This is a genomic window from Arthrobacter sp. R4 (assembly GCF_051365025.1).
GTDB lineage: Bacteria > Actinomycetota > Actinomycetes > Actinomycetales > Micrococcaceae > Arthrobacter.
In genome coordinates, this window is sequence record NZ_JBLWIJ010000031.1 from 47,825 (window position 1) to 73,326 (window position 25,502).

General features: G+C 66.2%; 23 protein-coding genes. 10 read left to right on the forward strand and 13 right to left on the reverse strand.

The genetic code is table 11. The annotated features are described in order from the left end of the window. Positions 1–94 precede the first annotated feature (94 nt). Positions 95–814: a tyrosine-protein phosphatase gene (locus tag ACLKOZ_RS17915; protein ID WP_436477047.1), complete on the forward strand. Its 720-nt coding sequence runs from the start codon at positions 95–97 to the stop codon at positions 812–814. Between the two features lie 26 nt (positions 815–840). Beyond that, a complete protein-coding gene (locus ACLKOZ_RS17920) occupies positions 841–2,709 on the forward strand; it encodes a S1 family peptidase (protein ID WP_436477049.1) in 1,869 nt (622 codons plus the stop codon). A 64-nt stretch (positions 2,710–2,773) separates the two neighbouring features. Here ACLKOZ_RS17920 and ACLKOZ_RS17925 read toward each other — a convergent pair whose 3' ends face one another. Further along, the gene (locus ACLKOZ_RS17925) at positions 2,774–3,220 is read right to left on the reverse strand and encodes a PaaI family thioesterase (protein ID WP_436477051.1); all 447 of its coding nucleotides are present in this window, start codon (positions 3,218–3,220) and stop codon (positions 2,774–2,776) included. Between the two features lie 138 nt (positions 3,221–3,358). Here ACLKOZ_RS17925 and paaZ point away from each other — a divergent pair, with 138 nt between their 5' ends. Then, entirely contained in the window at positions 3,359–5,467 is a 2,109-nt protein-coding gene (gene paaZ / locus ACLKOZ_RS17930) for a phenylacetic acid degradation bifunctional protein PaaZ (RefSeq protein WP_436477053.1), read from the forward strand. Between the two features lie 154 nt (positions 5,468–5,621). Next, a complete protein-coding gene (locus ACLKOZ_RS17935) occupies positions 5,622–6,029 on the forward strand; it encodes a VOC family protein (protein WP_337346103.1) in 408 nt (135 codons plus the stop codon). A gap of 102 nt (positions 6,030–6,131) precedes the next feature. On the opposite strand, the gene ACLKOZ_RS17940 is transcribed toward ACLKOZ_RS17935, so the two are convergent. From ACLKOZ_RS17940 to ACLKOZ_RS17960, 5 genes are all read right to left on the reverse strand, one after another. After that, positions 6,132–7,244, reverse strand: coding sequence for a S1C family serine protease (locus ACLKOZ_RS17940; protein WP_337351636.1), 1,113 nt, complete (start codon positions 7,242–7,244; stop codon positions 6,132–6,134). A gap of 82 nt (positions 7,245–7,326) precedes the next feature. Further along, the gene (locus ACLKOZ_RS17945) at positions 7,327–8,211 is read right to left on the reverse strand and encodes a DUF427 domain-containing protein (protein ID WP_436477055.1); all 885 of its coding nucleotides are present in this window, start codon (positions 8,209–8,211) and stop codon (positions 7,327–7,329) included. Positions 8,212–8,219: 8 nt separating this feature from the next. Then, a complete protein-coding gene (locus ACLKOZ_RS17950) occupies positions 8,220–8,843 on the reverse strand; it encodes a TetR/AcrR family transcriptional regulator (RefSeq protein ID WP_337346106.1) in 624 nt (207 codons plus the stop codon). 82 nt (positions 8,844–8,925) lie between these two features. Continuing rightward, positions 8,926–10,287: a phenylacetate--CoA ligase PaaK gene (paaK, locus tag ACLKOZ_RS17955; RefSeq protein ID WP_436477058.1), complete on the reverse strand. Its 1,362-nt coding sequence runs from the start codon at positions 10,285–10,287 to the stop codon at positions 8,926–8,928. Positions 10,288–10,294: 7 nt separating this feature from the next. Beyond that, positions 10,295–10,756: a hotdog fold thioesterase gene (locus ACLKOZ_RS17960; protein ID WP_337351639.1), complete on the reverse strand. Its 462-nt coding sequence runs from the start codon at positions 10,754–10,756 to the stop codon at positions 10,295–10,297. Between the two features lie 252 nt (positions 10,757–11,008). Between ACLKOZ_RS17960 and pta the strand changes: the two genes are divergently transcribed. Next, on the forward strand, positions 11,009–13,096 hold the full coding sequence (gene pta / locus ACLKOZ_RS17965; protein ID WP_436477060.1) for a phosphate acetyltransferase: 2,088 nt from the start codon (positions 11,009–11,011) through the stop codon (positions 13,094–13,096). Between the two features lie 67 nt (positions 13,097–13,163). Here the strand turns inward: pta and ACLKOZ_RS17970 are convergent, their stop codons facing one another. From ACLKOZ_RS17970 to ACLKOZ_RS17980, 3 genes are all read right to left on the reverse strand, one after another. Further along, positions 13,164–13,424, reverse strand: a complete 261-nt coding sequence (locus tag ACLKOZ_RS17970) for a hypothetical protein (protein WP_436477062.1) — start codon at positions 13,422–13,424, stop codon at positions 13,164–13,166. Positions 13,425–13,520: 96 nt separating this feature from the next. After that, positions 13,521–13,643, reverse strand: a complete 123-nt coding sequence (ykgO, locus tag ACLKOZ_RS17975) for a type B 50S ribosomal protein L36 (protein ID WP_133409460.1) — start codon at positions 13,641–13,643, stop codon at positions 13,521–13,523. Positions 13,644–13,693: 50 nt separating this feature from the next. Continuing rightward, entirely contained in the window at positions 13,694–14,827 is a 1,134-nt protein-coding gene (locus ACLKOZ_RS17980; RefSeq protein ID WP_436477065.1) for a GTP-binding protein, read from the reverse strand. A 152-nt stretch (positions 14,828–14,979) separates the two neighbouring features. On the opposite strand from ACLKOZ_RS17980, the gene ACLKOZ_RS17985 reads away from it, so the two are divergent. From ACLKOZ_RS17985 to ACLKOZ_RS17995, 3 genes are all read left to right on the forward strand, one after another. After that, positions 14,980–16,140 (forward strand): acetate kinase, encoded by a 1,161-nt coding sequence (locus ACLKOZ_RS17985; RefSeq protein ID WP_436477067.1) that lies wholly within the window; start codon positions 14,980–14,982, stop codon positions 16,138–16,140. A 7-nt stretch (positions 16,141–16,147) separates the two neighbouring features. Further along, positions 16,148–16,708, forward strand: a complete 561-nt coding sequence (locus tag ACLKOZ_RS17990; RefSeq protein WP_436477069.1) for a GNAT family N-acetyltransferase — start codon at positions 16,148–16,150, stop codon at positions 16,706–16,708. 121 nt (positions 16,709–16,829) lie between these two features. Continuing rightward, positions 16,830–18,014: a metallophosphoesterase family protein gene (locus ACLKOZ_RS17995; protein ID WP_436477071.1), complete on the forward strand. Its 1,185-nt coding sequence runs from the start codon at positions 16,830–16,832 to the stop codon at positions 18,012–18,014. An 83-nt stretch (positions 18,015–18,097) separates the two neighbouring features. Here the strand turns inward: ACLKOZ_RS17995 and ACLKOZ_RS18000 are convergent, their stop codons facing one another. Then, positions 18,098–19,297: an NAD(P)/FAD-dependent oxidoreductase gene (locus tag ACLKOZ_RS18000; protein WP_337346115.1), complete on the reverse strand. Its 1,200-nt coding sequence runs from the start codon at positions 19,295–19,297 to the stop codon at positions 18,098–18,100. Between the two features lie 210 nt (positions 19,298–19,507). Here ACLKOZ_RS18000 and ACLKOZ_RS18005 point away from each other — a divergent pair, with 210 nt between their 5' ends. Then, on the forward strand, positions 19,508–19,975 hold the full coding sequence (locus ACLKOZ_RS18005; RefSeq protein ID WP_337346116.1) for an SRPBCC family protein: 468 nt from the start codon (positions 19,508–19,510) through the stop codon (positions 19,973–19,975). 9 nt (positions 19,976–19,984) lie between these two features. Here the strand turns inward: ACLKOZ_RS18005 and ACLKOZ_RS18010 are convergent, their stop codons facing one another. After that, positions 19,985–22,219: a S9 family peptidase gene (locus ACLKOZ_RS18010; RefSeq protein ID WP_436477074.1), complete on the reverse strand. Its 2,235-nt coding sequence runs from the start codon at positions 22,217–22,219 to the stop codon at positions 19,985–19,987. Positions 22,220–22,985: 766 nt separating this feature from the next. Here ACLKOZ_RS18010 and ACLKOZ_RS18015 point away from each other — a divergent pair. After that, positions 22,986–23,408 (forward strand): Hsp20/alpha crystallin family protein, encoded by a 423-nt coding sequence (locus ACLKOZ_RS18015; RefSeq protein WP_337346118.1) that lies wholly within the window; start codon positions 22,986–22,988, stop codon positions 23,406–23,408. A 170-nt stretch (positions 23,409–23,578) separates the two neighbouring features. On the opposite strand, the gene ACLKOZ_RS18020 is transcribed toward ACLKOZ_RS18015, so the two are convergent. Beyond that, positions 23,579–24,643, reverse strand: coding sequence for an NAD(P)H-hydrate dehydratase (locus ACLKOZ_RS18020; RefSeq protein WP_436477076.1), 1,065 nt, complete (start codon positions 24,641–24,643; stop codon positions 23,579–23,581). Beyond that, positions 24,618–25,382 carry a histidine phosphatase family protein gene (locus ACLKOZ_RS18025; RefSeq protein ID WP_436477220.1) on the reverse strand — a complete coding sequence of 255 codons (765 nt, stop codon included), beginning with the start codon at positions 25,380–25,382 and terminating at the stop codon, positions 24,618–24,620. Before ACLKOZ_RS18025 ends, ACLKOZ_RS18020 begins: the two co-directional genes overlap by 26 nt. Between the last annotated feature and the right edge of the window lie 120 nt (positions 25,383–25,502).

Here is a 25,502-nt window from a genome sequence, read left to right on the forward strand (position 1 = left end):
GACGACGGTCACTGCCCCGGAGTACCCTATTTTGCTGGACCGGCTACCTGCCAGGGAATGTGCGGCGCTCGCCGCCGTGTGGTTAGCTGTCCGGATGAAGAAACCTGGCGGACCCCTGGACTGGGACGGGGCTGTGAACGCCTGGCACGTGGCCGGCCACGTCTACCGGATGGGCCGCCGCGAATGGCTTACAGCGGCCGGCTGGCGAACCGCTTACGACGACGGCGTCCGCACTGTGGTGGACCTCCGTAACTCCCATGAGGCCCGGCGCCGGGACACAGACCCGGCTGTAACGGAAGCGGCATGGTCCGGCATACGGTTGGTGTCCGCCCCCACCGAAGACCCGGACGATCCGCGGTTCATTGCAGTCTGTGGACCGTACCTGAATGATCCTGCCCACTATGTCCACAATGTCCGGCTGTTCCCGGCGAAACTGGTGGAAGTCTTCCGCACCATTGCCGAAGCCGCGCCCGCCGGCGGGGTGGTGGTCCACTGCGCAGCAGGCCGGGACCGCAGCGGCATGGTAGCTGCAATGCTGCAGGACCTGGCCGGGGACACGGACGAACAGATCGCCGCCGGCTACGCCCGGGCTGCCCGCGCCATCAATGAGCGCTACCGCACGCACGGGCCGCCGCACGACCGCGAACGCTACGTTGGGGAAACCGAATTGGCACCGCTGCTGGAAGAGCGGGGCCACACCGTGGTGGCCTTTGTCCGGGACCTGGACACAGAGGACTTCCTGCTGCGGCACGGTCTTACCGCCGCTGAGCTGATCGCTGTGCGGTCCGTGCTCGGCGCCACGGTGACTCGATGAAATCTGGACCAAGCCAGGGGGCTGGGATGAAGCGGATTCTTACGCTTGGTGCGGCGGCAGGGCTGTTGCTGGGTTCTGTGATGCTGGCAGACCCTGCTTCGGCAGAATCCACGGAACCGCCCGCGATCGGCGATGGACTCCACACCGCAACGCCTTCCACGCCGGCTGTGAGCGACGCTGGCCTGGCGGAGGCCGTTTCCCAGGACTTGGGCCTCACGCCCGAGGAGTTCAACGCCGCGGGCGAGCTCGGCAGGCAGGCCGCAGCAGCCGTTGAGATCCTCCGCGGAACACCCGGCTACACCGGGACCCGGCTGCACAACGGCCGCGTCCTGGTCAGTGGCTCCGGGCCTGACCTGGAGGCCCGGGTTTCGGAGCTCACTGCCACCATTCCCGCACTGACCCTCGAGGAACCTGCCCCGGAGAACGCTGTTAGTGCCCCCGGGACCGAGCTGGCGGTCAGTGCGCATCAGCTTTTCCAGGCCTACGTCCGGGAGGTGGGCCCCCAGGGGCTCCAGGCGGTGGCCTACTCCGACGGTCGGTTTGTCATCCGTACAGGCGGAACCAACGCGCCCGAATCGACTCCCGAAGCTCCTTCGGCTCCAGCCCCGGATGCCCCGACCGCGGCGCCCGGGAAAGTGTCCGCCGAGGACTTTGTGGCCCGGTTTGCCAATGTGGAGCTCGACGCCGGCACGGACCTTGCGCCGGAAGCGGACGTAGTGGGCGGCCAAGGCTACATCGCGGACACCTGGGAAGTCTGCTCCACCGGGTTCTCGGCGTTCGATCCCGCCGGCCTGCCGTCGGTCCTCACGGCGGGGCACTGTTCGAACGACGGTGCCGCGCAGCAGGCCAGCCTGGAGTTTCCGGCCTGGATGCCGGCCGGACCGCTAGGGACGTTCGGGTTCAGCCAGTTCGGCGGCCCCGGCAACACGGGCATCGTCGGCAACGAGGACAACCCCGGCAATGTGGGGACTGACGTGGCCGTGATTGGCTCCATAGCGGCCGGACTCGAACCGCAGCCTGCCGCGAGCACCTGGAACAACCCCTCCGAGGCCGGCCCCGACGTCAAGGTCATCGGCGTCGCCGCGCCCGTGGAGGGGCAGCCGGTCTGCCGCTCAGGACGGACCTCCGCATGGTCTTGCGGGATCATCGATGAGGTGGGCATCTACGTGGTCCAAGGCCGCTCGGGCAACCCCGCGGACCTGAGGGCGTTCAGCGGGTTCCTGTCCTTCGCGGTCCAGTCCACCGGTGGCGACTCCGGCGGGCCCTGGCTCAGTGGCAACTACGCCGTGGGCATCCACGCCGCCGGGGAGGGCGCCGGCGCGCCGGTGAACTTCGCGGTGGCCGCCACGCTGCAGGACGCCCTGGCGGTCCTGCCCGGCTACCAGCTGGAACTCTTCCTCAACAAGCCGGCGGTGACGTCACCCGCGCCCGGCAGCACCTACCAACCAGGACAAACCATCACCGGGAACGTGCCTGCCGCCCCTGCCTCGGCCGTGGCCGCAGGGTCCTCTGTCATGATCACCGTTGCCGGGCACGAGCCCGTCGAGGTGCCTCTGGATACTGAGGGGAACTGGCAATTCACGGCCCCCGAAGCCGTGCCCGGTGCGGCTCCCGCGGCGCTCAGCTTTACGGCCGAGACTGTCAACGGCTTCAGCACTTCCGGGCCCGGTGCCTTCGAATTTGCGCCGCCGGCGCAGAAGGATTCCAGCGAGGCTGGACCCGTCGTCAAACCCGCCGCTGCCAACCCGCCGGACAGAAACGAGTCGGTCACCAGCCTCGCCGACACCGGAGCCGACGGCGTGCTGACCGCAACCGGCGCGGCGTTGGCGGCGATCGCCGTCGGCGGTGTCCTGGTGCTGCTGCTGGCCCGGCGCCGGAACTGGCATCCCAACTGAGTAGCAGCAGATGCTGTTTTGAGCCCTCATAACGACATCTGCTGCTACCTAGTTGGGAGGGGGGCTAGTTCTTCCGCTCCATCAGCAGGTTGGTGATGCGCATGGTGCAGAGCCGCTGGCCGGAGCCGTTGGTGATCAGCACTTCGTGCGTGGTGAGCGTACCGCCCAGATGGATGGGCGTGGCCGTGATGGTGATCTGGCCCTCGCGGGCGGAGCGGTGATGGGTGGCGGAGACGTCCACACCTACGGCCGTCTTACCCAGTGTGCTGGCGTGGATGACCGCCGCCCAGGATCCCACGGCCTCGCCCACGGCCAGGGACGCGCCGCCGTGGAGCAGGCCGAAGGACTGCCTGTTGCCTTCCACCGGCATTGTGGCCACCACGCGCTGGACGGATTCCTCCACGATCTTGACGCCCATCTTCTCGTCGAGTTCGCCCAGGGTGATTTTCCAAAGTGCGGCGTCGGTGACCTCAGGGGCTGGGTCGGTGCTGTCCTGGGATGGGGCGGTCATGGCTCTCCTTTGTGGCAATGCTGGAAGTTCTAGTGTGCAGCACGGAACATTCATGTACTGTAGGTATATTACCGAACGTACGGTCAGTAATGATCTGGCCGTTATTGTTTGTCCCCGTGTTGGAAGGACCCGTCAACGATGACCACCACCGCAACAGCTGAAGCCACAGTCGACACCGTAGAGACCGTCCCCAGTTTTGTGCAGGACTCCTGGTGGACTCCCGACGCCGGTTCCATGGCGTCTGCCGTCCCCGTACGGGACGCGAGCACCGGCGAAGTCCTGGCCAAGGTGAGCACCGACGGACTGGACCTCGCCGCCGTCGTGGATTACGGCCGCACCACAGGCCAGGCGGAACTGGGCAAACTGACCTTCCACCAGCGCGCGCTCAAACTCAAGGAACTGGCACAGTACCTGAACGCCCGCCGCGAACACTTCTACATGTTCTCCGCCCAGACAGGCGCCACGAAGATCGACTCGATGATCGATATCGACGGCGGCATCGGCGTGCTGTTTACCTTCGGGTCCAAGGGCCGGCGCGAGTTGCCCAACTCCCAGGTAGTGGTGGACGGTCCCATGGAGGTGCTGTCCAAGGACGGTTCGTTTGTGGGCGAGCACATCTACACACGCATTCCCGGCGTGGCCGTGCAGATCAACGCGTTCAACTTCCCCGTCTGGGGCATGCTGGAGAAACTTGCCCCCGCCTTCATCGCCGGCGTCCCCACCATCGTCAAGCCCGCCACACCAACCGGGTACGTGGCCGCGGCGGTGGTGAAGGCGATCATCGAATCCAACATCCTGCCCAAGGGCTCGCTGCAGCTGATTTCCGGCTCAGTCCGCGGCCTGATGGACGTGCTGGACTACCGCGACCTCGTGGCCTTCACCGGCTCAGCGTCCACGGCGCTCTCGCTGAAATCGCACCCCAACGTGGTCCAGGGCGGGGTCCGCTTCACCTCCGAGACCGACTCCCTCAACGCGGCCATCCTCGGCCCCGATGCTGTGGAAGGTACGCCGGAGTTCGACGCCTTCATTAAGTCCGTAGTCACCGAAATGACCGTCAAGGCCGGGCAGAAGTGCACCTCGATCCGCCGGACCATCGTCCCGCAGGAGCTGGTGCCCGCTGTCACCGCTGCAATCGGCAAACGCATCTCCGAACGTGTCGTTCTCGGGGACCCGCGGGCAGACGGTGTCACCATGGGCGCCCTGGCCTCGGTTGAACAGCTCGCCGATGTCCGGGCCGCCGTGCAGTCCATGCTCGACGCCGGCGGCGAGCTGGCGTACGGAACGCTCGATTCGCCGTCGGTCACGTCCGCGGACGGGACCACCGGCGTGGTGGACGGCGGCGCGTTTATGTCGCCAATCCTGCTGAGTTGGGAAAATCCGGAAGCGGAGGCAATCCACTCGCTGGAGGCCTTTGGCCCGGTATCCTCCGTGATTGGGTACAAGGACCTGGCCGACGCCGTCCGCCTCGCCGCCCGCGGCGGCGGCTCCCTGGTGGCTTCGGTCTGCACCAACGATCCGTCCGTGGCGCAGGAACTTGTGATGGGGATCGCGGCCCACCACGGCCGTGTCCTGATGCTCAACCGTGAGGACGCCCGCAGCTCCACCGGCCACGGATCTCCGGTCCCGCACCTGGTCCACGGCGGTCCCGGCCGGGCCGGGGGCGGTGAGGAACTGGGCGGCATCCGCTCGGTCATGCACCACATGCAGCGCACCGCCATCCAAGGTTCGCCCAACATGCTCACCGCCGTAACTGGCGTCTGGCACGCCGGCGCTGACCGGAACTTCACCCTTGAGACCGAGGGGACGCACCCGTTCCGGAAGTCCCTGGAAACGCTGCACATTGGCGACGCCGTCCGCTCCGACCTGCGCCAGGTCACCCTTGAGGACATCACAGCGTTCGCCAACTCCACCGGCGACACCTTCTACGCACACACCAACCGGGAAGCCGCGGAAGCCAATCCGTTCTTCCCCGGCATCGTGGCGCACGGCTACCTGCTGCTGGCCTGGGGCGCGGGACTGTTCGTGGAACCCGCTCCGGGCCCGGTCCTGGCCAACTACGGGCTGGAGAACCTGCGCTTCATCACCCCTGTTGCCGCCGGAGATTCCATCCGGGTGACCCTCACGGCCAAGAAAATCACCCCGCGTGAGACCGACGAGTACGGCGAGGTGGCCTGGGACGCCGTCCTGACCAACCAGGACGACGAGATCGTGGCCACCTACGACGTCCTCACCCTCGTGGAAAAGTAGCCCACCCCCGGACGTTGTCTCACGTGTTGCAGGCGTTCCCCCAACCCTCTCGCAGGTGCGAGAGAGTTGGGGGTTTACCGACCGGATGTGAGAGAGGGTTTTGGCTCTTTCCGAGCCATCAAGGCGTAAAATTTCCTCCGTAGGAGGTGGCCAAATGAACCTAGCCCTGAGCACAGCCACAACCATCCTGCCAGTCGATGATGCAGCGCGGGCCCACAGTTTCTACACCGAAAAACTGGGACTACCGCACCACGGAATGACAGACGATGGAAGCGAATTACTCGGTACCGACGGCGGCCCGATGCTGCAGTTGATGCCTGTCTCGGACGGAAAGCACTCCGAGCACACCGCCCTCAGCTTCGAGGTGCGCGACATTGAGCGGATCGTCCAGGACATGGAGGCCAAGGGCGTCCGGTTCCAGGATTACGACCTTCCGAACCTGAAGACCGAGAACCACATCTGCACCACGGATTCGGAGAAGTGCGCGTGGTTCATGGACACCGAACACAACATCCTTTGCGTCCACGAGACCTTGGGCACGCAGATGGAGTACCAGCTCTGACCTTAAGGCGGCAACTGCCAGCCGCTTGCCAGACCGCAGGAGGGGCGTCCCAGCGAACGGGGGCTCCCCTTCTGCCTCGTTAAAACCCGCCTTGGACGGGCTTTAAGGGGCCACCGGCCGTTCGGTGAGTTCCACCTTGATGTCCAGGCTTTCGTCGCCCCGTTTGACTTTGAATCCCACCGTGTCGCCCGGGTTGCGGTTCCTGAGCTCGGCCAGCAGCTTCTCCGGCGCGGCAAGGTCCACGCCTTCCATCGACTCCAGCACATCGCCTGGCCGGATCCCTGCAGTGCCGGCCGGGCCGTCGTCGTCAACGGACAAAACCACGACGCCGGTGCTCGCGTCGATGCCCAGCTGCTCGGCGATCTGCCGGGTCAGTTCGCCCGGGGTGAGCCCCACGTAGGCGTGCTCCGCCGAGCCATCCGCCAGCAACTCCTCGGCCACCTCGACGGCGGTGGCCGCCGGAATAGCGAAGCCTAGCGCCACAGCACCGGACGACGGAGGAATGTAGGCCTCGCTGATGCCCACCACCTCGCCGCGCATGTTAATCAGGGCACCGCCGGAATTGCCGGGGCTGATGGGCGCATCAGTCTGGATCAGGTCCACCAACGACAGGCTGTTCTGTGCGGAGCCGGGGATGGAGCGGTGAAGGCCGGAGATGATCCCTGCGGTGGCCGTGTTTTCGAAGCCAAGCGGCGAACCCAGCACCACGGCCCCTTCGCCCACCTTGGGCAGCGAGGTCTGGTAGGTGGGCTTCGGCAGGCCGGTCCGGTCCGCCTGGACGAGCGCAAGGTCAGTCACGGGGTCGGTTGCCTTGACGGTGCCGGAAACGCGCTGGCCATCCGCGAAGGCCACCTCCACCTCGGTTTGGCCGCGGATGACGTGCTCATTGGTGAGGATCAGGCCGTCCTCGGAGTAGACCACCCCGCTGCCCAAGCCGCCGTCGGTGAAGATCGTAACGACGGAGGGGGACAGGTTTTCCACAATCTCGGTAATGCCGCCCGCTACGTCGGGAGCTGCCGGGGCCTCGGCGTTGGGGGTGCTGGTACCGCCAGGGGTTGCGGCGGCAGAAGTGGCCCCGGCTGTGGATTCGCTGGGACCCGGCGGAACGGGTGAGCCTGTACATGCGGCAACTGCCAGGATGACGGCCGTCAGGATGCACCAGGGCGCTGTCCGGAAACCGGCTGAAGGGCGTGTTGGACTGGCTGACGGCTTCATGGGCAACCTCCCCGCGGACGCTGGCTCTTACCTCCTAAGGTAGCCGTACACAGGACTGGCAGGCCAGTAGTATCAGCCCCGTTCAGTGCGCCCGGGAGGGAGCGTGAGAACCCCCTCCGCCCGCGCCTGTCGGCGGCGTGGACCACGGCGTCACCGGCCGTTCCTGGAGGACGCTGTCCACCGTGATGTCCACCCTCTCGTTATAGAAACTCACCAGCCCGTGGATCTGGCCGGCGTCGCGGAAGGTCCGGTTGTACGCCCACGCGAGGTTCTTCCCGTTCTCGGCCGGCGGGTAGGACCAGTAGCTGGCGGTCCCTTTGTACGGGCACACGGTCCGTTTGGTGCTGGCTTCCATCAGGTCCAGCCGAACGTCGGCCGGAGGAAGGTAATAGCGCACCGGGAGCATCGTCTCGTACAACAGTTGGGCGCCGTTGGTGGCGGCCAGCGTAACGCCGTTGGCTTTGACCTCCACCGTGAGTGAGGACGCCCGGATATCCACCCGGTGGAAGGGGTCGCGGGGATGGCCGATGATCTCCTCATCGTCTTCCAGCCAGTCGAAGGCCTTGAAGTCCAGCACCACATAGCCGGCGAGGTCCGGATCAGCCGGCCGGAAAGCCGCCCGGGGGAGCCTCGCGGCGGAGGTGACGACGTCGAACTCCTCGCCTGGTGCGGTATGCCTGCCGAAACCGGTGCGCGGATCCAGCGAGGGCGGCGCGTCCAGCATGATCTTCACGCCGAATTCGGGAACGTCGCCGGCCTGATGCTCTGGCGCCGCAAGCTCGGCGCGAAGGTCCGCGACGGGGACCGCAAAGACGGGGGTGATGCGTTGGGGTTCCCAGACCAGGAGGGCGTGGAACGTGTCGACGACGGCGTTCCCGCCTGTCAGGGCCCGGACCCGTTTGGCGGTGGGCTGGTAGCGGAGCTTACCGAACGTGCCGAAGAGCACTTCGGACAGTTTGATGGCCATAACTCATGCTAGGGCTGCGCGTGGAGCCCGTCGAACGCGATGGTGATGACGTCGTCGGCCAGCTTTTCGGGGGAGAGCGAGCCGCCCGGTTTGTACCATTCGACGATCGAGTTGATGGTGCCAAACAGAAGCCGGGTCACCGTGCGCGGGTCGATGTCCTGGCGCAGCGAGCCCTCATCGCGGGCGGCGGAGATGAGCGCGGCCACCTTGTGGTCGAAGGCGCGCCGCCGCTCCAGGGCGTCCCGTTCGATCTCCGTGTTGCCCCGGAGGCGCAGCAGCAGCGTGACAAACGGCAGCCGTTCCACCAGTACGGCCACCGTCTGGCGGAGCACAAATTCAAGCCGCGCGTCGGCGGCGCCGGACTTCGCCTCGGGCCGCTCCAGGATGGCCTCCAGCCCGCCCAGGGCGTGGTCCAGGGCGAGCTTGAGGAGATCGCCTTTGGACGGCACGTGGTGGTAGATCGCTGATTTGGAGATGCCCAGGTTCTCGGCGAGGATGCCCATGGACGTGGCGTCATAGCCGTGCCGGTTGAAAACGTCGACGGCTATGAGCAGGACCGACTGCTGGTCGTAGCCGGGCCGGCCGCGTTTGGCGGGGGCTTCGGGGCTGGATACTTCGCTGGTGCTGGGCATAGTGGCTAGTTTCTCATGAACGGTCGGTCAGTCTCGTGAGGTGGGGGCGGCGCGGCCAGGAGCTGCGCCGCCCATCGGGGCCCTAGCCCTTCGGCCGCAGGTCGTAGATCCGGCGCAGCTTGCCGTTGGACCGCTCCAGCGATCCGGGCTCCACCACGTCCACGGCGCACGAAGAACCCACGTGGATCTTGATCTGCTCCTTCAAGGCGCGTGCCGCCGTCGCACTTTGCTCAGTTGTCACGGCGTCACGGCGCTCGATCCGGACCGTCAGCTGGTCCATCCGCTGGCCCTCTGGCCGGGTGAGTTCGAGCTGGAAGTGCGGGCTGAGTTCCGGGATGCGCAGCGCGATTTCCTCAATCTGGGACGGAAACAGGTTCACGCCGCGGAGGATGATCATGTCGTCGCTGCGGCCAGTGATGCGGCCCATCCTGCGGTGCGCGGGGCGGGCGGTGCCGGGCAGAAGCCGGGTGAGGTCCTTAGTGCGGTACCGGATGATCGGCAGTGCTTCCTTGGTCAGCGCGGTGAACACGAGTTCGCCATGTTCACCGTCGCCCAGCACGTTTTCCTTGCCCACCGCGGGGTTGAAGGCGTCGATGATTTCGGGGCGGAAGTGGTCCTCCCAGATGTGGCTGCCGTCCTGCGTCTCCACGGCCTCGCCGGCGACGCCCGGGCCCATCACTTCGGACAACCCGTAGATGTCGCAGGCCTTGATGTTCATGGTGACTTCGAGCTCGTGCCGCATCTCTTCCGTCCACGGCTCAGCGCCGAGGACTGCGTACTTGAGCGACGTGGAGGCGGGGTCGATGCCCATGTGTGCCATGGCGTCGGCGATGGTCAGCAGGTACGTGGGCGTGGCCAGGATGGCATCGGGCTGGAAATCCTGGATGAGCTGGATCTGGCGTTCGGTCTGGCCGCCGGACATGGGAATCACCGTGCAGCCGAGCGCTTCGGCGCCGGCGTGGGCGCCCAGGCCGCCGGTGAACAGGCCATAGCCGTATGCGTTGTGGACCTTCATGCCGGGGCGGACGCCGGAGGCGCGCAGCGAGCGGGCCACGAGTTTGGCCCAGTCGGCCAGGTCCTGCTTGGTGTAGCCGACGACGGTGGGCCGGCCGGTGGTGCCGGAGCTGGCGTGCACGCGGGCCACTTCAGTCTGCGGCACCGCGAACATGCCGAAGGGGTACTCGGCGCGCAGGTCTTCCTTGGTGGTGAAGGGGAAGTTGCCGAGGTCGGCCAGCTCGCGCAGGTCAGTGGGGTGGATGCCCGCGTCGTCGAACTTGCGCTTGTACAGCGGTACGCGGTCGTAGGCGTAGGCCACGGTGTGCTTCAGGCGGCTGAGCTGGAGCGCCTCGAGTTCGTCGCGGGAGATGGTTTCCTCGCGGTCCAGGACGGCGTCGGTGGCTGTGGTTGCCTGTGGCATGGGGGTTTCCGGGGCGTGGAGGGTCATGGGTTTCCTACTTCTTGGGGATGGTGCGGCTGCGTCCGCGGAACTCGGCGATGAGTTCACCAAACTGCTGGGGATCGGGCTGCGTGGCGGCGTCGGATGCGAAGATCTGGATGTCGTAGAGCCCGCTGCGGCCCGCACTGGAGCGGCGGTCGGCGACGGCGGTGATCACTTGGCCGCGGTAGGCCGGCTTGAGGAAGTTGATGTCGACGCCGGCAGCAACGGTGATGCTGTCCGCGTCGCCGGGGCCCGGGTTCACCGGGTTGCAGGCAAGGGCGAAGGCGGTGTCGGCGAAGGCGAAGATCATTCCGCCGTGGGCCATGCCGAACCCGTTGAGCATTTCCTGCCGGAGCGTCATGCGGATGGTGGCGTGGCCGTCGCTGAGGGCGAGGACCTTGATGCCCATCCATTCGGAGGCGTAGTCGTTTTCCAGGATGGGGTGGGTTGCCCCGGAGAGTGTTGCTTCAGCCATGCGTCATTGCCTCCAGCTTTATTTACCGAATGTTCATTAGGTAATCCCATGGAGGGGGTCGGTGTCAAGAGTGGGGCGGTTGCGGCCGGCCCAACTGGGTAGCAGCAGATGTCGTTTTGACGCCCGAAAACGACATCTGCTGCTACTTAGTTGGGCGGGCGTGGAGCAATCGGTGCCGGACGGGGTGCCCGGTGCGGCGCCGGGAGGTGACAGGATGGGAAGACCTGCACCAGCCAAAGCAAAGGGCGGACCATGGCCAAAGGCATCTACGTCAGCGCAACCACTCCGGGGTCGGGCAAGTCGCTCGTGGCCCTGGGCTTGGCGGACACGCTGCACCGGCACGCGGACAGGATCGGCTTCTTCAAACCCGTGGTCCATGGCCCGGACGCAGCAGACGATCCTATGGTGGCCTTGATGAAGTCCCGCTTCCAACTCGACGACGACCGGTGCCGCGCCGGCCTCACCGGCGCCGAAGTTCGGGGCCTCCTGGCCGAAGGGAAGCGTGCCGACATCGATGCGCGCTGCGTGGAAATCTTCGCCGAAATGTCCCGTCACTGCGATGTGGTGATAGTGGAAGGTACCGACCTCACCGGCCAGGATGCCGCAGTCGAATTTGACCTCAATGCGCGCCTGGCCAACAACCTGGCTGCCCCCGTGGTGGCTGTGGTGGGCGCGAAGGGCCTGAGCGTCGCCGAGGCGGGGGCCGCCGTCGAGGTGGCCCGCAAGGAATTGTCCGCAGAAAGGTGCGTGCTGCTGGCCATCATGGTGAACCGTGCGGACCCGGACCTGGTGGACTCGATCGCAGCCGAGGTGAAGCTGGGGGCATCCGGCCGTCCGGTGTACGTCCTGCCGGAGCTCGAGGAAATCGCCCGGCCCACTACGGGCGAGGTAGCCACGGCCCTCGGTGTCCGGCAGATCGCCGGCCGCGCCGACATGGAGCGCGACGTGAAGGACATCAAGGTGGCGGCCATGAACGTGGGCAACTTCCTGAATGTGCTGGACGAAGGCGCGCTGGTGATTGTGCCGGGCGACCGGGCGGATGTGATGGTGGCATGCCTCGCCTCGTCCTTCTCTCCCGAGTTCCCAGTGCCCTCCGCGCTCATCCTCACGGGCGGGCTCGCGCCGGACGCCAACATCTATCCGCTGCTGGCGCAGGCTCCGTTCCCCGTCTTTGCCTCGAGGGAGGACACCTACACCACGGCCCGGCGGGTCTCCGAGGTCCGCAGCGAAATCTGGTCCGGGCACCGCCGCAAGGTCGCTTCCGCCCTGGGACTCTGGTCCCGCCGCGTAGATGAGGCCGAACTGGTGGAGCGCCTCCACCTGCCCCGGGCCGAGCGGATGACCCCGCTGCGCTTCCTGCACGACCTCATCGAACGCGCCCGGTCACAGCGCCGGCATGTGGTGCTGCCCGAGGGAACCGACGTGCGGATCCTCCGGGCAGCCGAGATCCTGCACCGCCGCGACGTTTGCGACCTCACAGTGCTGGGCCCCGAACCGGACGTCCGCGAACTGGCCGCCGCCCGCGGCATCGACCTGTCCGGCATCAACATCGTTGACCCGACCACCTCGGACCTGCGCCAGAAGTTCGCCGAAAAGTACGCGGAGCTCCGGGCGCACAAGGGCGTGGACCTGGCGAAAGCGCTGGAAATCATGCAGGACGTCAGCTACTTCGGCACCATGATGGTCCAACTCGGAGTGGTGGACGGCATGGTGTCCGGTGCAGCCCACACCACTGCCCACACCATCCGGCCCGCCCTGGAGTTCGTAAAGACGCGCGAGGGCGTCAAGATTGTGTCCTCGGTGTTCCTGATGCTCATGCCGGACCGGGTACTGGTGTACGGCGATTGTGCGGTCAACCCTGACCCTAACGTGGAGCAGTTGGCGGACATCGCCCTCGCTTCGGCTGAAACAGCCGCGCAATTCGGGGTGGAGCCGCGGGTGGCGATGCTGTCCTACTCCACGGGCGGATCCGGATCAGGGGAGGCCGTAGACGAAGTCCGGCAGGCCACCGAACTGGTGCGGGAGCGCCGCCCGGACCTCGCCGTCGAAGGCCCCATCCAGTACGACGCAGCCGTGGACGCCTCGATTGCGGAGTCCAAGATGCCCGGTTCCTCGGTGGCCGGGCAGGCCACAGTGTTCATTTTCCCGGACCTCAACACCGGCAACAACACATATAAGGCTGTGCAGCAAAGCTCCGGGGCGGTGGCTGTGGGGCCAGTCCTGCAGGGGCTGCGGAAGCCGGTTAACGACCTCTCCCGCGGCTGCACGGTGGAGGACATCGTCAACACCGTGGCCATCACGGCCATCCAGGCGCAGGCTCCGGTTCCGACGACGGTTTAGGCGCCCGCTTCCCGGATTAACGCTCGACGGCGGCACTCACCTGAGTGCCGCCGTCGAGCGTTATTGGCTAACTGTTTTCGGGCTTGGCGAAGCTTTCCGGGTCCTCCTGCTTGGCGGGCTCGTCGGACAGCCCTAAGGGCGTGAGGTCCTGGTCCTCCAGATCCTTGGGGGGCTCGGGTGCTTCCCCCACCTCTTCCGCCTTGACCTTCCCGGTGTCGTCCAGCGCCGGATTCGCGCCTTCGACGCCGGTGGGGTCCTTCGTGCCTGCACCCGTAGTGCTGGTGGCATCAGGCTCGTCGTTGTCGGGCTGAGTGGTGCCGTTCGTCATGGAAGTCCCTCTCTGGGTGGTGCTGCCTGTCCGCCGACTCTAGGCGCCTGCCGCCACGAACGCAACGGCAGGCGCGGGGTGAGTCGGGCTGTGGACTCAACCCTGACGGGCCTTCATGCGCGGGTTCTTTTTGTTGATCACAAAGGTGCGGCCCCGCCGTCGGACGACCTGGGCGCCGGGGATCTTCTTCAGCGCGCGGAGTGAGTTTCTGACCTTCATGCTGGTGCTCCTTCTGATTGGGTGAGGGTGGTTAGTCGGGGGATTGGAACTCAGTTCGAGTGGGGTGCCAGATTCGCTGACGGATCAAGCTGGAACGGGTCGGGCAACCCTGCGAAACCGGCGTCCATTTCGGCGTCCGTGAGTTGGCAGCACGAGAGCAGCCCGGCGATTTGGGCCGCATTAATTCCGTCGCCAGTCGCTGCGATCACGCTGCAGCGATCACCGTGCTCCGGGTGCCAGTCCAAGTGGGCGTCCACATAGTTCATGGGATCGGGCTTTGCCCCTGCCTTCTGGTCTGCCAGCCACGGGCCAGTGTTCTCCAGCCAGACGCGGGGGCCGATGCCTTGGATGGCGATCCTGCAGCGGGGCGCGGCGGCGATCCACAAGCGGCCGCGCAGCCAGCAGCAGCCTTCCGCCAGGGATGTCAGGGCGTCCCGGAACCGTTCCGGGTGCAGCGGCCGCTCGGCCCGGTGCGTGACGGTGGTGAAGGGCGACGCCGAGACGGCGGCCGGGATCCGCACGGAACCTGGGAGTGTCCGGCACAGTGCCTCCTGGTAGTCGTGGCGGCCGGGGCGGATCTCGCCGGGGTCCGCAACCACGTCCGCATGCGGTGCCAACTCCTGGATCAGCTGGACGCCGCGGCGGCGCACAGCAGGGTCCACCGGAACGAGGGCGGGTTCGGCCAGCAGGACGGTGTCGTTGAAGCTCAGCTCGCCCACCAGGAACTCACCGGGCGTCCGGTGGTCCTCGGGGACCGGGGTGAATCCGGACTCGAAGAGTGTGTGGCGGTCCCAAAGATGGTCCTCCAGCGTGTCCGGGGCGCAGGCGAGGACGGCGGAATCGATGGTGACGCTTTCGGGCAGCCCGCGCCGCAGCGCTCCAATGGCCGCCTCGGATGACACCGCCGGTGGGAGCCCGATGATCACGCACTCTTCGCCGCGCTCCAGCAGCCTTTCCACCGTGGGAACGACGTCCAGCCGGACAGTGCAGCTCAGGCAGCCGTGCTCCAAATGCGTCTCGTCGCGTTCCAGAAGCCCTGCCGGGCTGAACACCCGGCGGATGACCAGGCCGTTTTCCAGGAGGTCGTGGAGGACCACCACGGCCCGGGGATTTGCGGCCGCGGCGGCTTCGCAGGCCTGCTGGCGGCACAGGGCGTCGAGGGAGCTGATCACAGTGAGATGCATGCGATCAGTCTAATGAGAATCATTCTCAAATACAAATGGCGCGAGAAGCTCTCTGTCTGGACAGAACTCGAAAGGAGGGGAGGGGGACTCGGGAAGCTAAGGTAGTTGAAACCGTCAGGTGCAACCGCCACAGCAAGGCTCAGGAGGCCCCTATGCTCGTGCTCGTCATCAATTCCGGCTCGTCCTCGCTCAAGTACCAGGTCCGCGATGTCGCGGCCGGCAGCGTTCTGGCGGAGGGGCTGATTGAAAAGATCGGCATGGGCAACGGCGGCGACGGAGACGGCGAGATCGAGGGCCCGCGCGACCACGCCGAGGCGCTGGAGCAGGTGGACGCCGCCATCCACCAGGAACTCGGCGACCTCGAACTTGCGGCGGTCGGACACCGCGTGGTGCATGGCGGGGAGCGCTTCGCCGAGCCCGTGCTGATCGACAACGAGATCACCCGCGCCATTGAGCGGCTCAACCCGCTGGCGCCGTTGCACAATCCGGCCAACGTCCTGGGCATCCGCGCCATCACCAAGAAGTGGCCGGAACTGCCGCAGGTTGCCGTGTTCGACACCGCCTTCCACCGCACCCTGCCCGAGCACGCCTGGCGCTACGCCGTTCCGGACGAGCTCTACACCAACCATGGCATCCGCCGCTACGGCTTTCACGGTACCTCGCACGAATACGTGACGCACCAGGCTGCCGCGCTCCTTGGCCTCCCCGTGGAAGAGTTCGACGGCGTCATCGCCCACCTGGGGAACGGCGCCTCTGTCACTGCGATCCGGGGCGGCAAGTCCGTGGATACATCCATGGGCTTCACCCCGCTGGAGGGCCTGGTAATGGGCACCCGCTCGGGTGACCTCGACCCCTCCATCCTGGTGTTCCTCGGCCGGGCCGGCTGGAACCCAGAGGACATCGACGCCATGCTCAACCGCGAATCGGGACTGAAGGGCCTCGCCGGCAACAACGACATGCGCTCGGTGGTGGAAGCTTCCGAGGCCGGCGACGCCAGGGCTGAGACGGCGCTCGCGGTCACGTCCTACCGGCTGGCAAAGTACATCGGCGGGTACCACGTGGCTGTCGGTGGCGCCAAGGCGCTCGTGTTCACGGCCGGAATCGGCGAGAACTCACATCAGTTCCGGGCCCTGGTGGCGGAGAAGCTGGGTGCGCTGGGCGTAGAGCTCGACGCCGGCCTGAACAGCCAGCGGTCCAAGGAACCACGGGTGATTTCCACGGCGGAGTCCGCGATCCCGGTACTGGTGGTTCCCACCGACGAGGAGCGCGCCATCGCGGAGGCGACTGCCGCCGTCGTACGCCCTGCCGGCTGAGCGCAGCATGCCGGACATCACCCTGCCCCTTCGGACCGAGAGGCTGGTCCTGCGCCGCTTCGACGGCTCCGACCTGGAGGCCTTCCACGCCTACCATTCCCTGCCGGAGACGGCCAGGTTCCTCCCGGGGCCGGCCAAAACGTACACCCAGTCCATGGAGCGGGTGGGCAGGTACGCCAACTTCGTCTTTGAAAAGGAAGGCGACTGGGTGTGCCTGGCCATCGAGGCCAAGGGCCAGCCCGGCCTGATGGGAGAAGTGGTGCTCAAATGGCTGCCAGGCCGAGGACAGGCAGAGGTGGGCTGGACGCTTGCGCCGGCAGCGCGGGGCAAGGGCTATGGCACCGAAGCGGCAGCGGCCGTGATGGAGCTGGGGTTCGAGGAGCTGGGATTCCACCGGATCGAGGCGCGCCTGGATGAACTCAATACGGCGTCGGCCAGCCTGTGCGAACGGCTTGGCATGCGGCTTGAAGCCCGCTTCGTGGACAAGTGGCACTACAAGGGCCAGTGGGCCACCGAAGTGGTCTACGCCGTCCTGGCCATCGAGTGGCGCGCCACCCGGTCCCGATGAGTCCTCCCGGGCCGGGCACTTTGTGTTCACCGCCTGTTTCAGGGCCGGATGCCTCCTTCCCCTACTCTCTCGGCAGTATGGCGGCGCGATCCTGAGGCCGCCACCCTGACGAGAGGTAGCGATGACTTCAAGCATTAACCAGCCCAAACTCAGCCGTCGGGCGGCCCTGGCGGCTGCCGGAACACTGGGGGCACTGGGAATCACCGTATCCGCTGCTGCGGCAAGCGTGGCGGCACCTGGCACGAAGGCGCCGAAGCCCACCCTTGCCTTCCGCCCGGAAGGCAAGTTCAAAGTTGTTCAGTTCAACGACACCCAGGACGATGAACAGACGGACCGTCGCACCATCGAACTCATGGACCGGACCCTGGACGCGGAAAAGCCGGACTTTGTGGTCATCAACGGCGATGTCATCAACGGTGGCTGCGACACCGAACTGGACGTCAAACAGGCACTCAACCACGTGGTCAGGCCCATGGAGAGCCGGCAGATTCCGTGGGCAGTCACCTTCGGCAACCATGACGAAGATTCCGCCCAGCAGACAGGAATGACTGAAGCCAAGATGCTTCAGTTCCTCCAGAGCTACCAGTACAACGTCAACGCCGACTCCACTCCGGGCCTGACCGGTACGTCCAACTCGCAGCTCCTGATTCAATCCTCCCGCTCAAATGCTCCGGCTTTCGGACTGTGGCTCATCGACACCGGCCGGTACGCCCCGGACGCCATCAACGGCCAGGACTTTGAGGGCTACCCGGACTGGGACTGGGTGCGCATGGACCAGGTCAACTGGTACCGGAACCAGTCCATCGCCACAGAGCAGAAATACGGTGCGAAAATTCCATCCCTCATGTGGGGCCACATCGCCCTGCACGAGCACCGCAACATGTGGTTTGCCAGCCTGGACTCCCGGACGGAGGCGGACCACGCCCGGGCCGTGGCGAAGCACAACATTGTCGGCGAGCGGAACGAGGATGAGTGCCCCGGGCCCATCAACTCTGGCTTGTTCAACGCCTTCCTTGAACGCGGGGACGTGCTCGGCTACTTTGTGGGGCACGACCACGTCAACACATACGTCGGCAACTACTACGGGGTTCAGCTCGGCTACGCACCGGGAACGGGATTCGGCGCCTACGGACTGCCGGGCGCGGACCGGAACCGCCTCCGCGGTGCGCGCGTCTTCGAACTGGACGAAAACCACCCCGGAATCTACAAGGACACCCGACTTGTCTTCGCGAGCGATTTTGGCATCGATCTGACGGCCAACGACCAACCGATTGTCCCGCTCCCGCTCGATCCGGCGCAAAGCTAACGCCGACGCGTCGCTAGTGGTTGGGCTTGTCGGGCTCCGGGCTGGCCAAGCCGGGTTCGACAAGCTCAACTGCAGATCTGTGCTTAGGCCCGGCCCTTGAGGATCAGGTTCCAGTAGACCCGAGGGAAAACATCGCGGTCCACCACCCAGGAGGCACGGCTTTCCTTCCACGTGGGCACCCTGGGGACGGAGGGCATCGGCCGGTAGTCGGCGTCGAACTCGGCGAAGACCACCGTGGAGCGGGACACCGTGAACGGGCAGACCGCGTAGCCGTTGTATTTTTCCGTCAGCGGCGCTCCTCTGCGTGCCGCCACCAGATTCTTCGCAAGGACCCTGGTCTGCTTGCGCAGCGCGCCGCCGCACTTGGAGTTGGTGGTGCCCGCAGCGTCGCCGAGCGACCAGACGTTGGGGTAGCGCACATGCCGGAGGGTTTCCGGATCCACCTGCACGAAGCCGCCCTCATCGCCCGGGGCCGGCAGGTCCGTGGCCTTGAGCCAGTCCGGCGCCGACTGCGGCGGGACCGCGTTCAGCACGTCATAGCGGAGTTCCTCCGTGGTGCCGGCGGCGTTGTCCCTGATCAGCGCCACTTGTCCCGCCGGATCAACCGAGGCCAACTCGCTGTTCAGGCGCAGCTCGATGCCATATTCGGCGATCTTTCGGTTCAGTTCCTCATCTACGCCTTCAACGCCAAACACGGTGGGGTACGGCTGGACCATGACTACGCGGATGTCACCGAGGACTCCGTGTTCTTTCCAGTAGTCGCACGCCAGGTACATGGGTTTCTGGGCTGCGCCCGCGCATTTGGCCGGTCCCGACGGCATGGTGAACACGGCAGTCCCTGACTTGAGGCTGCTGAGCAGTGTCCAGGCTTTGGGAGCCAGCTCGAACTCGTAGTGTGAGGCGCCGTGCGGGGAGTGGACGGCGGCCGCGAGCCCGGGCACCCTGTCCCAGTCCAGTTGCAGCCCGGGGCACACCACCAGGTGGCCGTAGGTGATCTCGTCGCCCGAAGCCAACGCCACGGTGGTGTCCGCCGCGTTGATGCCTGTGGCCCCGTCCCGAATCCATTCGACGCCCGGCGGGATGACTGAAGACTGCGCCCGGATCGCCTCACTCGCCTTCGCCCGTCCGCCCGCGATGTGGGAGAACAAAGGTTGGTAAAGGTGGTGGTCTTTGGGTTCGACGACGGCGATGTCAGTGACGCCGTAACGGTGCAGTCGTGCCGCCAGGGAAATGCCGGCGTTGCCGCCGCCAATGATGAGGACGTCGTGGTGCCTGGTGTTCACAGGACGATTCCTTTCCTGGAAAGGCGGGCGCCACCACGTGGCCACCTGCCGTTGCAGCCGGTTAGGCTTCGACCCTACCGGGACGATTCCGGGGCGGGAACCCTTCGGCCCCTGGCCCTTGACGCGCTCCGGCCGCCGCGCCACACTGGCGCTGTGCCTAGCTGCCGGCCAAGCCGGGCTGGCAACAGGTGTGTCCAAGGAGCGCTTGCCATGCCCGTCGTCGAAGACAGCGTATACATCTCCCGTCCGCCGCAGGACGTCTTCAATTTTGTGTCGAAGAACGAAAACATTCCGGTATGGGATTCGTCGGTCCTGCACGCGGAAACCATCGGCGGTGTTCCCGAAGGCCTGGGCACCCGCGCCCAGGGCACCAGCAAGGTTGTGGGCAGGAAATTCGACTGGACCGCTGAGATTACGGAGTACCAGCCGCCCAGCCGCATTGTGTCCCGCTCGGTGGATGGGCAGCTGGAGTTCACCATCACCACCACCCTGGAACCCGAAGGCGACGGGACCCGGCTCAATTACCGGATCGACGCGGCTTCCGGCCTGGGCGGCATTTTCGGGAAACTTGCCGACCGCCTGGTGGAAAAAGCCCAGGCCAGGACGGTCCGCGCCAACCTTGAGACGTTGGCGGAACTGCTGGCCGAGCATCCCGAGCTGGGCCGCAGCGACGCCTGACCGGCGTCGCTAGGAATACTTCAGGCCGGCCCCCGGGAGCAGTTCCGTGGCGCCCAGGGAATCGGCGATGAACGCGTAGTCCCACGCTCGTTCACGCCACTGGACGTACCGGCCGGAGGCGCCGCCATGGCCGCCGTCCATCTCGATCTTCATCACGATGGGCTCAGTGCCGGTGGTCTTGTTGCGCAGTTCCTGGACCCACTTGGCCGGCTCCACGTACAGGACGCGGGTGTCATTGAAGGACGTTACCGCGGCCACCTTGGGGTAGGCCACGTCGCGCACGTTCTCGTAAGGGGAGTACGACCTCATGTAGGCGTACACCTCAGGGTCCGTGATGGGGTTGCCCCACTCCTCCCACTCCAGGGCCGAGAGCGGAAGTTCGGGGTCCAGGATGGTGCTGAGGGCGTCCACGAAGGGCACCTGCGCCACAACCGCGGCATACTTTTCCGGCGCCAGGTTGGCCACAGCTCCCACCAGCAAGCCGCCCGCCGAACCGCCCAGCGCCGCGATGCGGGACGGGTCCACCCAGCCAGAGCCGGCCAGCCAGTCGGTAGCGTCCACGAAGTCCGTGAAGGTGTTCATCTTCGTGAGTTTCTTGCCGTCCTCGTACCAGTGCCTGCCCAGTTCGCCGCCGCCGCGGACGTGCGCAATCACAAACACGATGCCGCGGTCCAGCAGCGACAGCCGCGCGATGCCAAAGCCCGGATCCATGCTCAACTCATAGGACCCGTATCCGTAAACCAAGCCAGCCGCCGTCGAATCCTGTTTGATGTCTTTGTGCCGCAGCAGGGACAGCGGGATCCTGGTGCCGTCGGTGGCGGTGGCCCATTCGCGGGTGGCGACGTAGTCGTTGCCGTCGTAGCCGCCCAGCACAGGGCTTTCCTTGCGCAGCAGCAGTTCGCCCGCGGGCTGTGCAGGGGTGGGCAGTACGAAGTCGTACACGCGCGAGGGCGTGAAGTAGGACGTGTACCCGAGCCGGATGACCGGGGCCTCGTAGTCCGAACCGCCGACGCCGGCCGTGTACAGCTCTTCGTCGAACGCGGGCTCCACAGGGCTTTCCTGCTCCGGTGTCCCCAGGCCCGCCAGCCCCATCACCTGGACGCGTTCGATGGTGTCCTTGCGGATGGAGACGATGAGGTGGGTCGAGGTGACGCCCGCGCCATTGACGCGGACGTCGTCGGAATGCTTGACGACGGTGCTCCAGTGCTGCTCGGCCAGCGGCTTGGCGAGCTCGGCGGGGTCAACCAGCGAAACCATGGAGTTGACGGCGTTCCGGTTGTGGGTGATGACGATGCGCTCTTGCTTTTCGCCGCCAGGGCCGGTGAGCAGGAACGGCTCTGCCTCGTAGAGCACGTGTTCGTCGCGGGAGATCACAGTGGTGAGTGTCGGCGTCGGGTCATCAAAGCGCAGCAGCCGCGTTTCGCTGTATTCGGAGCAGCCGATTCCCAGCACGAGGTGACGCCTGTCAGAGGAGAGCTCAAAGCCCAGCCACATGGCGACGTCGTCCTCCTGGTAAATCACCTCATCGTCGGCGACGGGCGTGCCGAGGACATGGGATTTGACCTGGTACGGGCGCCACGCATCGTCCACCACGGTGTAGAAGATGCGGGTGCCGTCGGGCGAGAAGCTGACGCCGTAGAAGATGTTCTCGATGACGTCGGGCAGGAGTTCTCCGGTGCGGAGATCCTTGATTCGGAGGGTGAAGCGCTCGTCGCCCGCGTTATCCACAGCGTAGGCGTAGAGGTTCCCATCGACGGTGACGGCCGAGCCGCCCACGGAGAAGAATGGCTTGCCTTCGGCTTCAATGTTGCAGTCCAGCAGCACCTCTTCGCCGGGAATTTCGACGCCGGCCTCCACTGCGGGGGGAGTCCAGTCCGCCACGGGGTTACCGGTGTCCTGGGCGCGGACGCGGCACTGGATGCCGTATTCCTTGCCTTCAACCGAGCGGCTGAAATACCACCAGCCGTCCTTCCGGTTCGGGACAGACAAGTCTGTCTCCTGGGTGCGGCCCTTGATTTCCTGGAAGATGGCCTCCCGCAGCGGCTCCTGGTGCGCGGTGATGGCTTCCTGGTAGGCATTCTCTGCCTTTAGGTGCTCAATGACCTCGGGGGATTCCTTCTCACGCAGCCACTCGTAGTTGTCCACGAATGTGTGGCCATGGTGCGTCCGCTCAATCGGCACCTTCTTGGCAACTGGCGGCGTAAGCGAAGTGGTAGCGGAATCCTGCAGCGGAGTCTGGGTCATTCCTTCAATATATAGACCCCTCCGGGCAATGGTGCGGCCCGTTCGCTACCGGGGGAGCGCCCCACCCAGTTGCCCTATCACCTTTGGTCGCTCTGGGCCCCAAATGGGGACCAAAAGTGATAGAGCAACTGGCTTCTGGAGGGGACAGGGCGCCGGGCGTATCCTGAAACGGCAAAGGCACACCCGCCACGCGTGAGAGGGGAATCAAATGACCATCCCGCCAGTGCACGAACCAGAGCCATTCCCGCCGGAACCCGGCCCGGACCCCATGAACCCTGACCCCACTTCGCCGGGCCATCCCGGTCCCGCCAGGCCCAGTCCTGTGCCGTCGCCGGAGCCTCCTGGCCCGCTGCCGGTGCCGGATCCGGGACCCGCACCGCTGCGCCCGGATCCCACCCGGAGCTAAGTTACCCGTCGGAACCCCTTGTATTGGGTCGCAACCCAGTGCTAAAACGGCAGTACCGGGAGGATCCGAACGCGTTGTATATCTGCCTCTTCTGGGCGATTTGCCACTAAGGAACGCCACAGCGCCAGATAGCGCATCGGCAGTTGCGGGTGATCCCCTCCGATAATGATGGCCCCCGGCATTGCGCCGGGGGCCATCCCTATGCACGGACGCCCACTCCTCGAAGCCGGGAAATTTAGGAAAAATTCTTGCCCCAAGTGCTTGCGACTGCTTCCAGCTGGTGCTATAAAAAATCTATATCAGCGAATATAGATCTCGCTGGTATGGATATGTTGGACCATCTCTCAAGAGGAGGTAGCCATGTTGATGCGAACCGATCCATTCCGCGAGCTGGACAGGCTGGCCCAGCAAGTCCTCGGTACGGCAGCACGCCCGGCGGCAATGCCCATGGATGCGTGGCGGGAGGACCAGGAATTCGTGGTGGCCTTTGACCTGCCCGGAGTCGACCTGGACTCGGTAGACCTGGACGTGGAGCGGAATGTCCTGACAGTGAAGGCAGAGCGGCCCGACCCGACCGGCAAAGACACCGAACTGATCGCCGCCGAGCGCCCGCGCGGTGTCTTCAGCCGCCAGCTGATCCTCGGAGATACCTTGGACGCGGATAACGTCAAGGCATCGTACGACGCCGGTGTCCTGACGCTGCGGATTCCGGTCACCGAAAAGGCCAAGCCGCGCAAGATTGCGATTGAAACCAAGGAGGCCAAGCACGAGATAGCCGCCTAGGTTCACCGATGGCCCGGGAGGTCCGGCTCGCTTAATGTTGACTGCCTTTTTGGGGCGATTAGCCATTCTGTGCACGCCACAGCGCCAGACAGCGCACCGGCAGCGAGCGGCCGCATCTCCCGCAACGATGGCCCCCGGCATTGCGCCGGGGGCCATCCCATGTGCCTGTGCTACGTGGCGAGTTCGACCATCAGTGCGGGCAGTTCGTCGGCGAGTTCGCGGGCCAGGAAGCCCAACGGTCCCAGCCTGCTGGCAAGGCGGTCCGCGGCAGCAGCATGGAGGTGGCTGCCCCAGCAGGCTGCTTGGGCATCGCTGGTTCCGCGGGCGCGCAGCCCGGCGATGGCACCGGCCAGGACGTCCCCGCTGCCGGATGTCCCCAGCCCGCCGTAACCGGTGGTGATCTCCCACAGGTCGGGACCCTCCGGCGTATCGGCTTCCCCTTGCCTGCCCACAGGCCGGGCCACAAATCCCTGACAGCTGACCACCGCCTGGTATCGTGCCGCGATGGATGCCACGGCAGGTTCCAGTTCGTCCAGGTCCCGGCCCAGCAGGATTTGGGCCTCGTGGGGGTTCGGGGTCAGGATCAGCCGGCCCCGCCACGGATCCAGGGAATCTTCCAGCCGGGGCAGGCATCCCAGCGCGTAGGCGTCCAGGATGATGGTCGCGTCGCCGCTGACCAGGCCGCGGCCTGCGACGCCGTCGGCATCCTGGTCCAGCAGTGTCCGGAGGAGCTCCTCGGTGAGGTCGATGTCGTCCAGCCCGGGGCCGATCAGGACGGCATCGGCGCCGCCAAGCTCGGAAAGGATGGGCTCCAACCCGGATCCCAACACGGACCCCCGTGCCGTCTCGGGAAGTCCCGTGACGCCTGCTTCGGGAAGGGCCACCGCCAGCTGCATGGCCACGGATTCGGCCACTGCCATGGTCAGCCTTCCGGCGCCGGCCCGGAGCGCGGCAGTGCCGGCCAGCAGCGCGGCGCCGGGGGTGGCCCGGGCGCCGCCGATCACCATGACGGCGCCGCGCGAATACTTGTCCTCGCCGGCGGACGGCAGCGGCCAGGCGCGCAGCAGCGAAGGCGTGACCGGGGTGGCCCGCGAACCGTTGGAGCCCGGACCATCAGCCCGCAAACGGTTTGCCCGGGACCCGTTGGATTCCAAAGCCGGCCCCTGGCCGCCCTGCCCCTGGCCGCCCGGCCCCTGGCCGCCCTGCCCCTTACCGCCGCGGGTGGACACTGGCATCCCCGGCATGTTCGGTGACTTCGACGCCCTGGGCGGTGAGGTGGTCCGCCACATTGAAGCTTTCCAGCGTCCACGGGCCCTGTCCCTCGGGGCGGACGTAGCGGGTGATAGACGCGTTCAGGACCGAGGTGCCTGCGGCGAGATCCAGGATTTCTGCTTCGCTCATGCCTTCGAGGATGTAGCGGAAGAGCAGGACCACGGCGTCGTGGCACACCAGGATCACCCGGTGCCCGCTGCCCAGGTTGTTCAGTTCGCTGAGCACGGAGCGCAGCCGCAGGGCCACATCGGCCCAGGACTCGCCGCCCGGCGGACGGTAGTAGAACTTGCCCAGCCACAGCCGGCGCTCGGCCTCATCCGGATGCCACCGGTCCACGCCCTGCCGGGTGAGCATGTCCAGGATGCCCAGTTCACGGTCCCGGAGCCTCTCGTCGGTGCGGACCTTGACCGGCCAGCCAGCGGTTTCCACCGCGATCTCCGCCGTCTGCCTGGCCCGGACATAGGGGGAGGCCACTACGGCGTCGGCCCGGCGGTCCTCGGGAGTTGTGCCCAGCGCCCTGCCTAGGGCGAGTGCCTGGTCCTGGCCGGTGGAGGAGAGTCCGACGTCGGCGTCCCGGGCCGGAACCTCAATGATGTCGGCGCCGGCCAGGCCTGCCTTCGTCGCAGCAACGTTGCCTTCGCTTTCGCCGTGCCGGATCAGGACGAGCTCCACGGCACCGGCCTCCCGCACCGCCTGCGTCATTCCGCTGTTGTCCACGACCAACACCCCGTCCAGTACTCGTACCGCCTCGCCTGCTGACCGCCGGATGCGGAAAACAGGGACATTACTTGCGGCGTACCCAGATTCGCGGTCGGATAACGC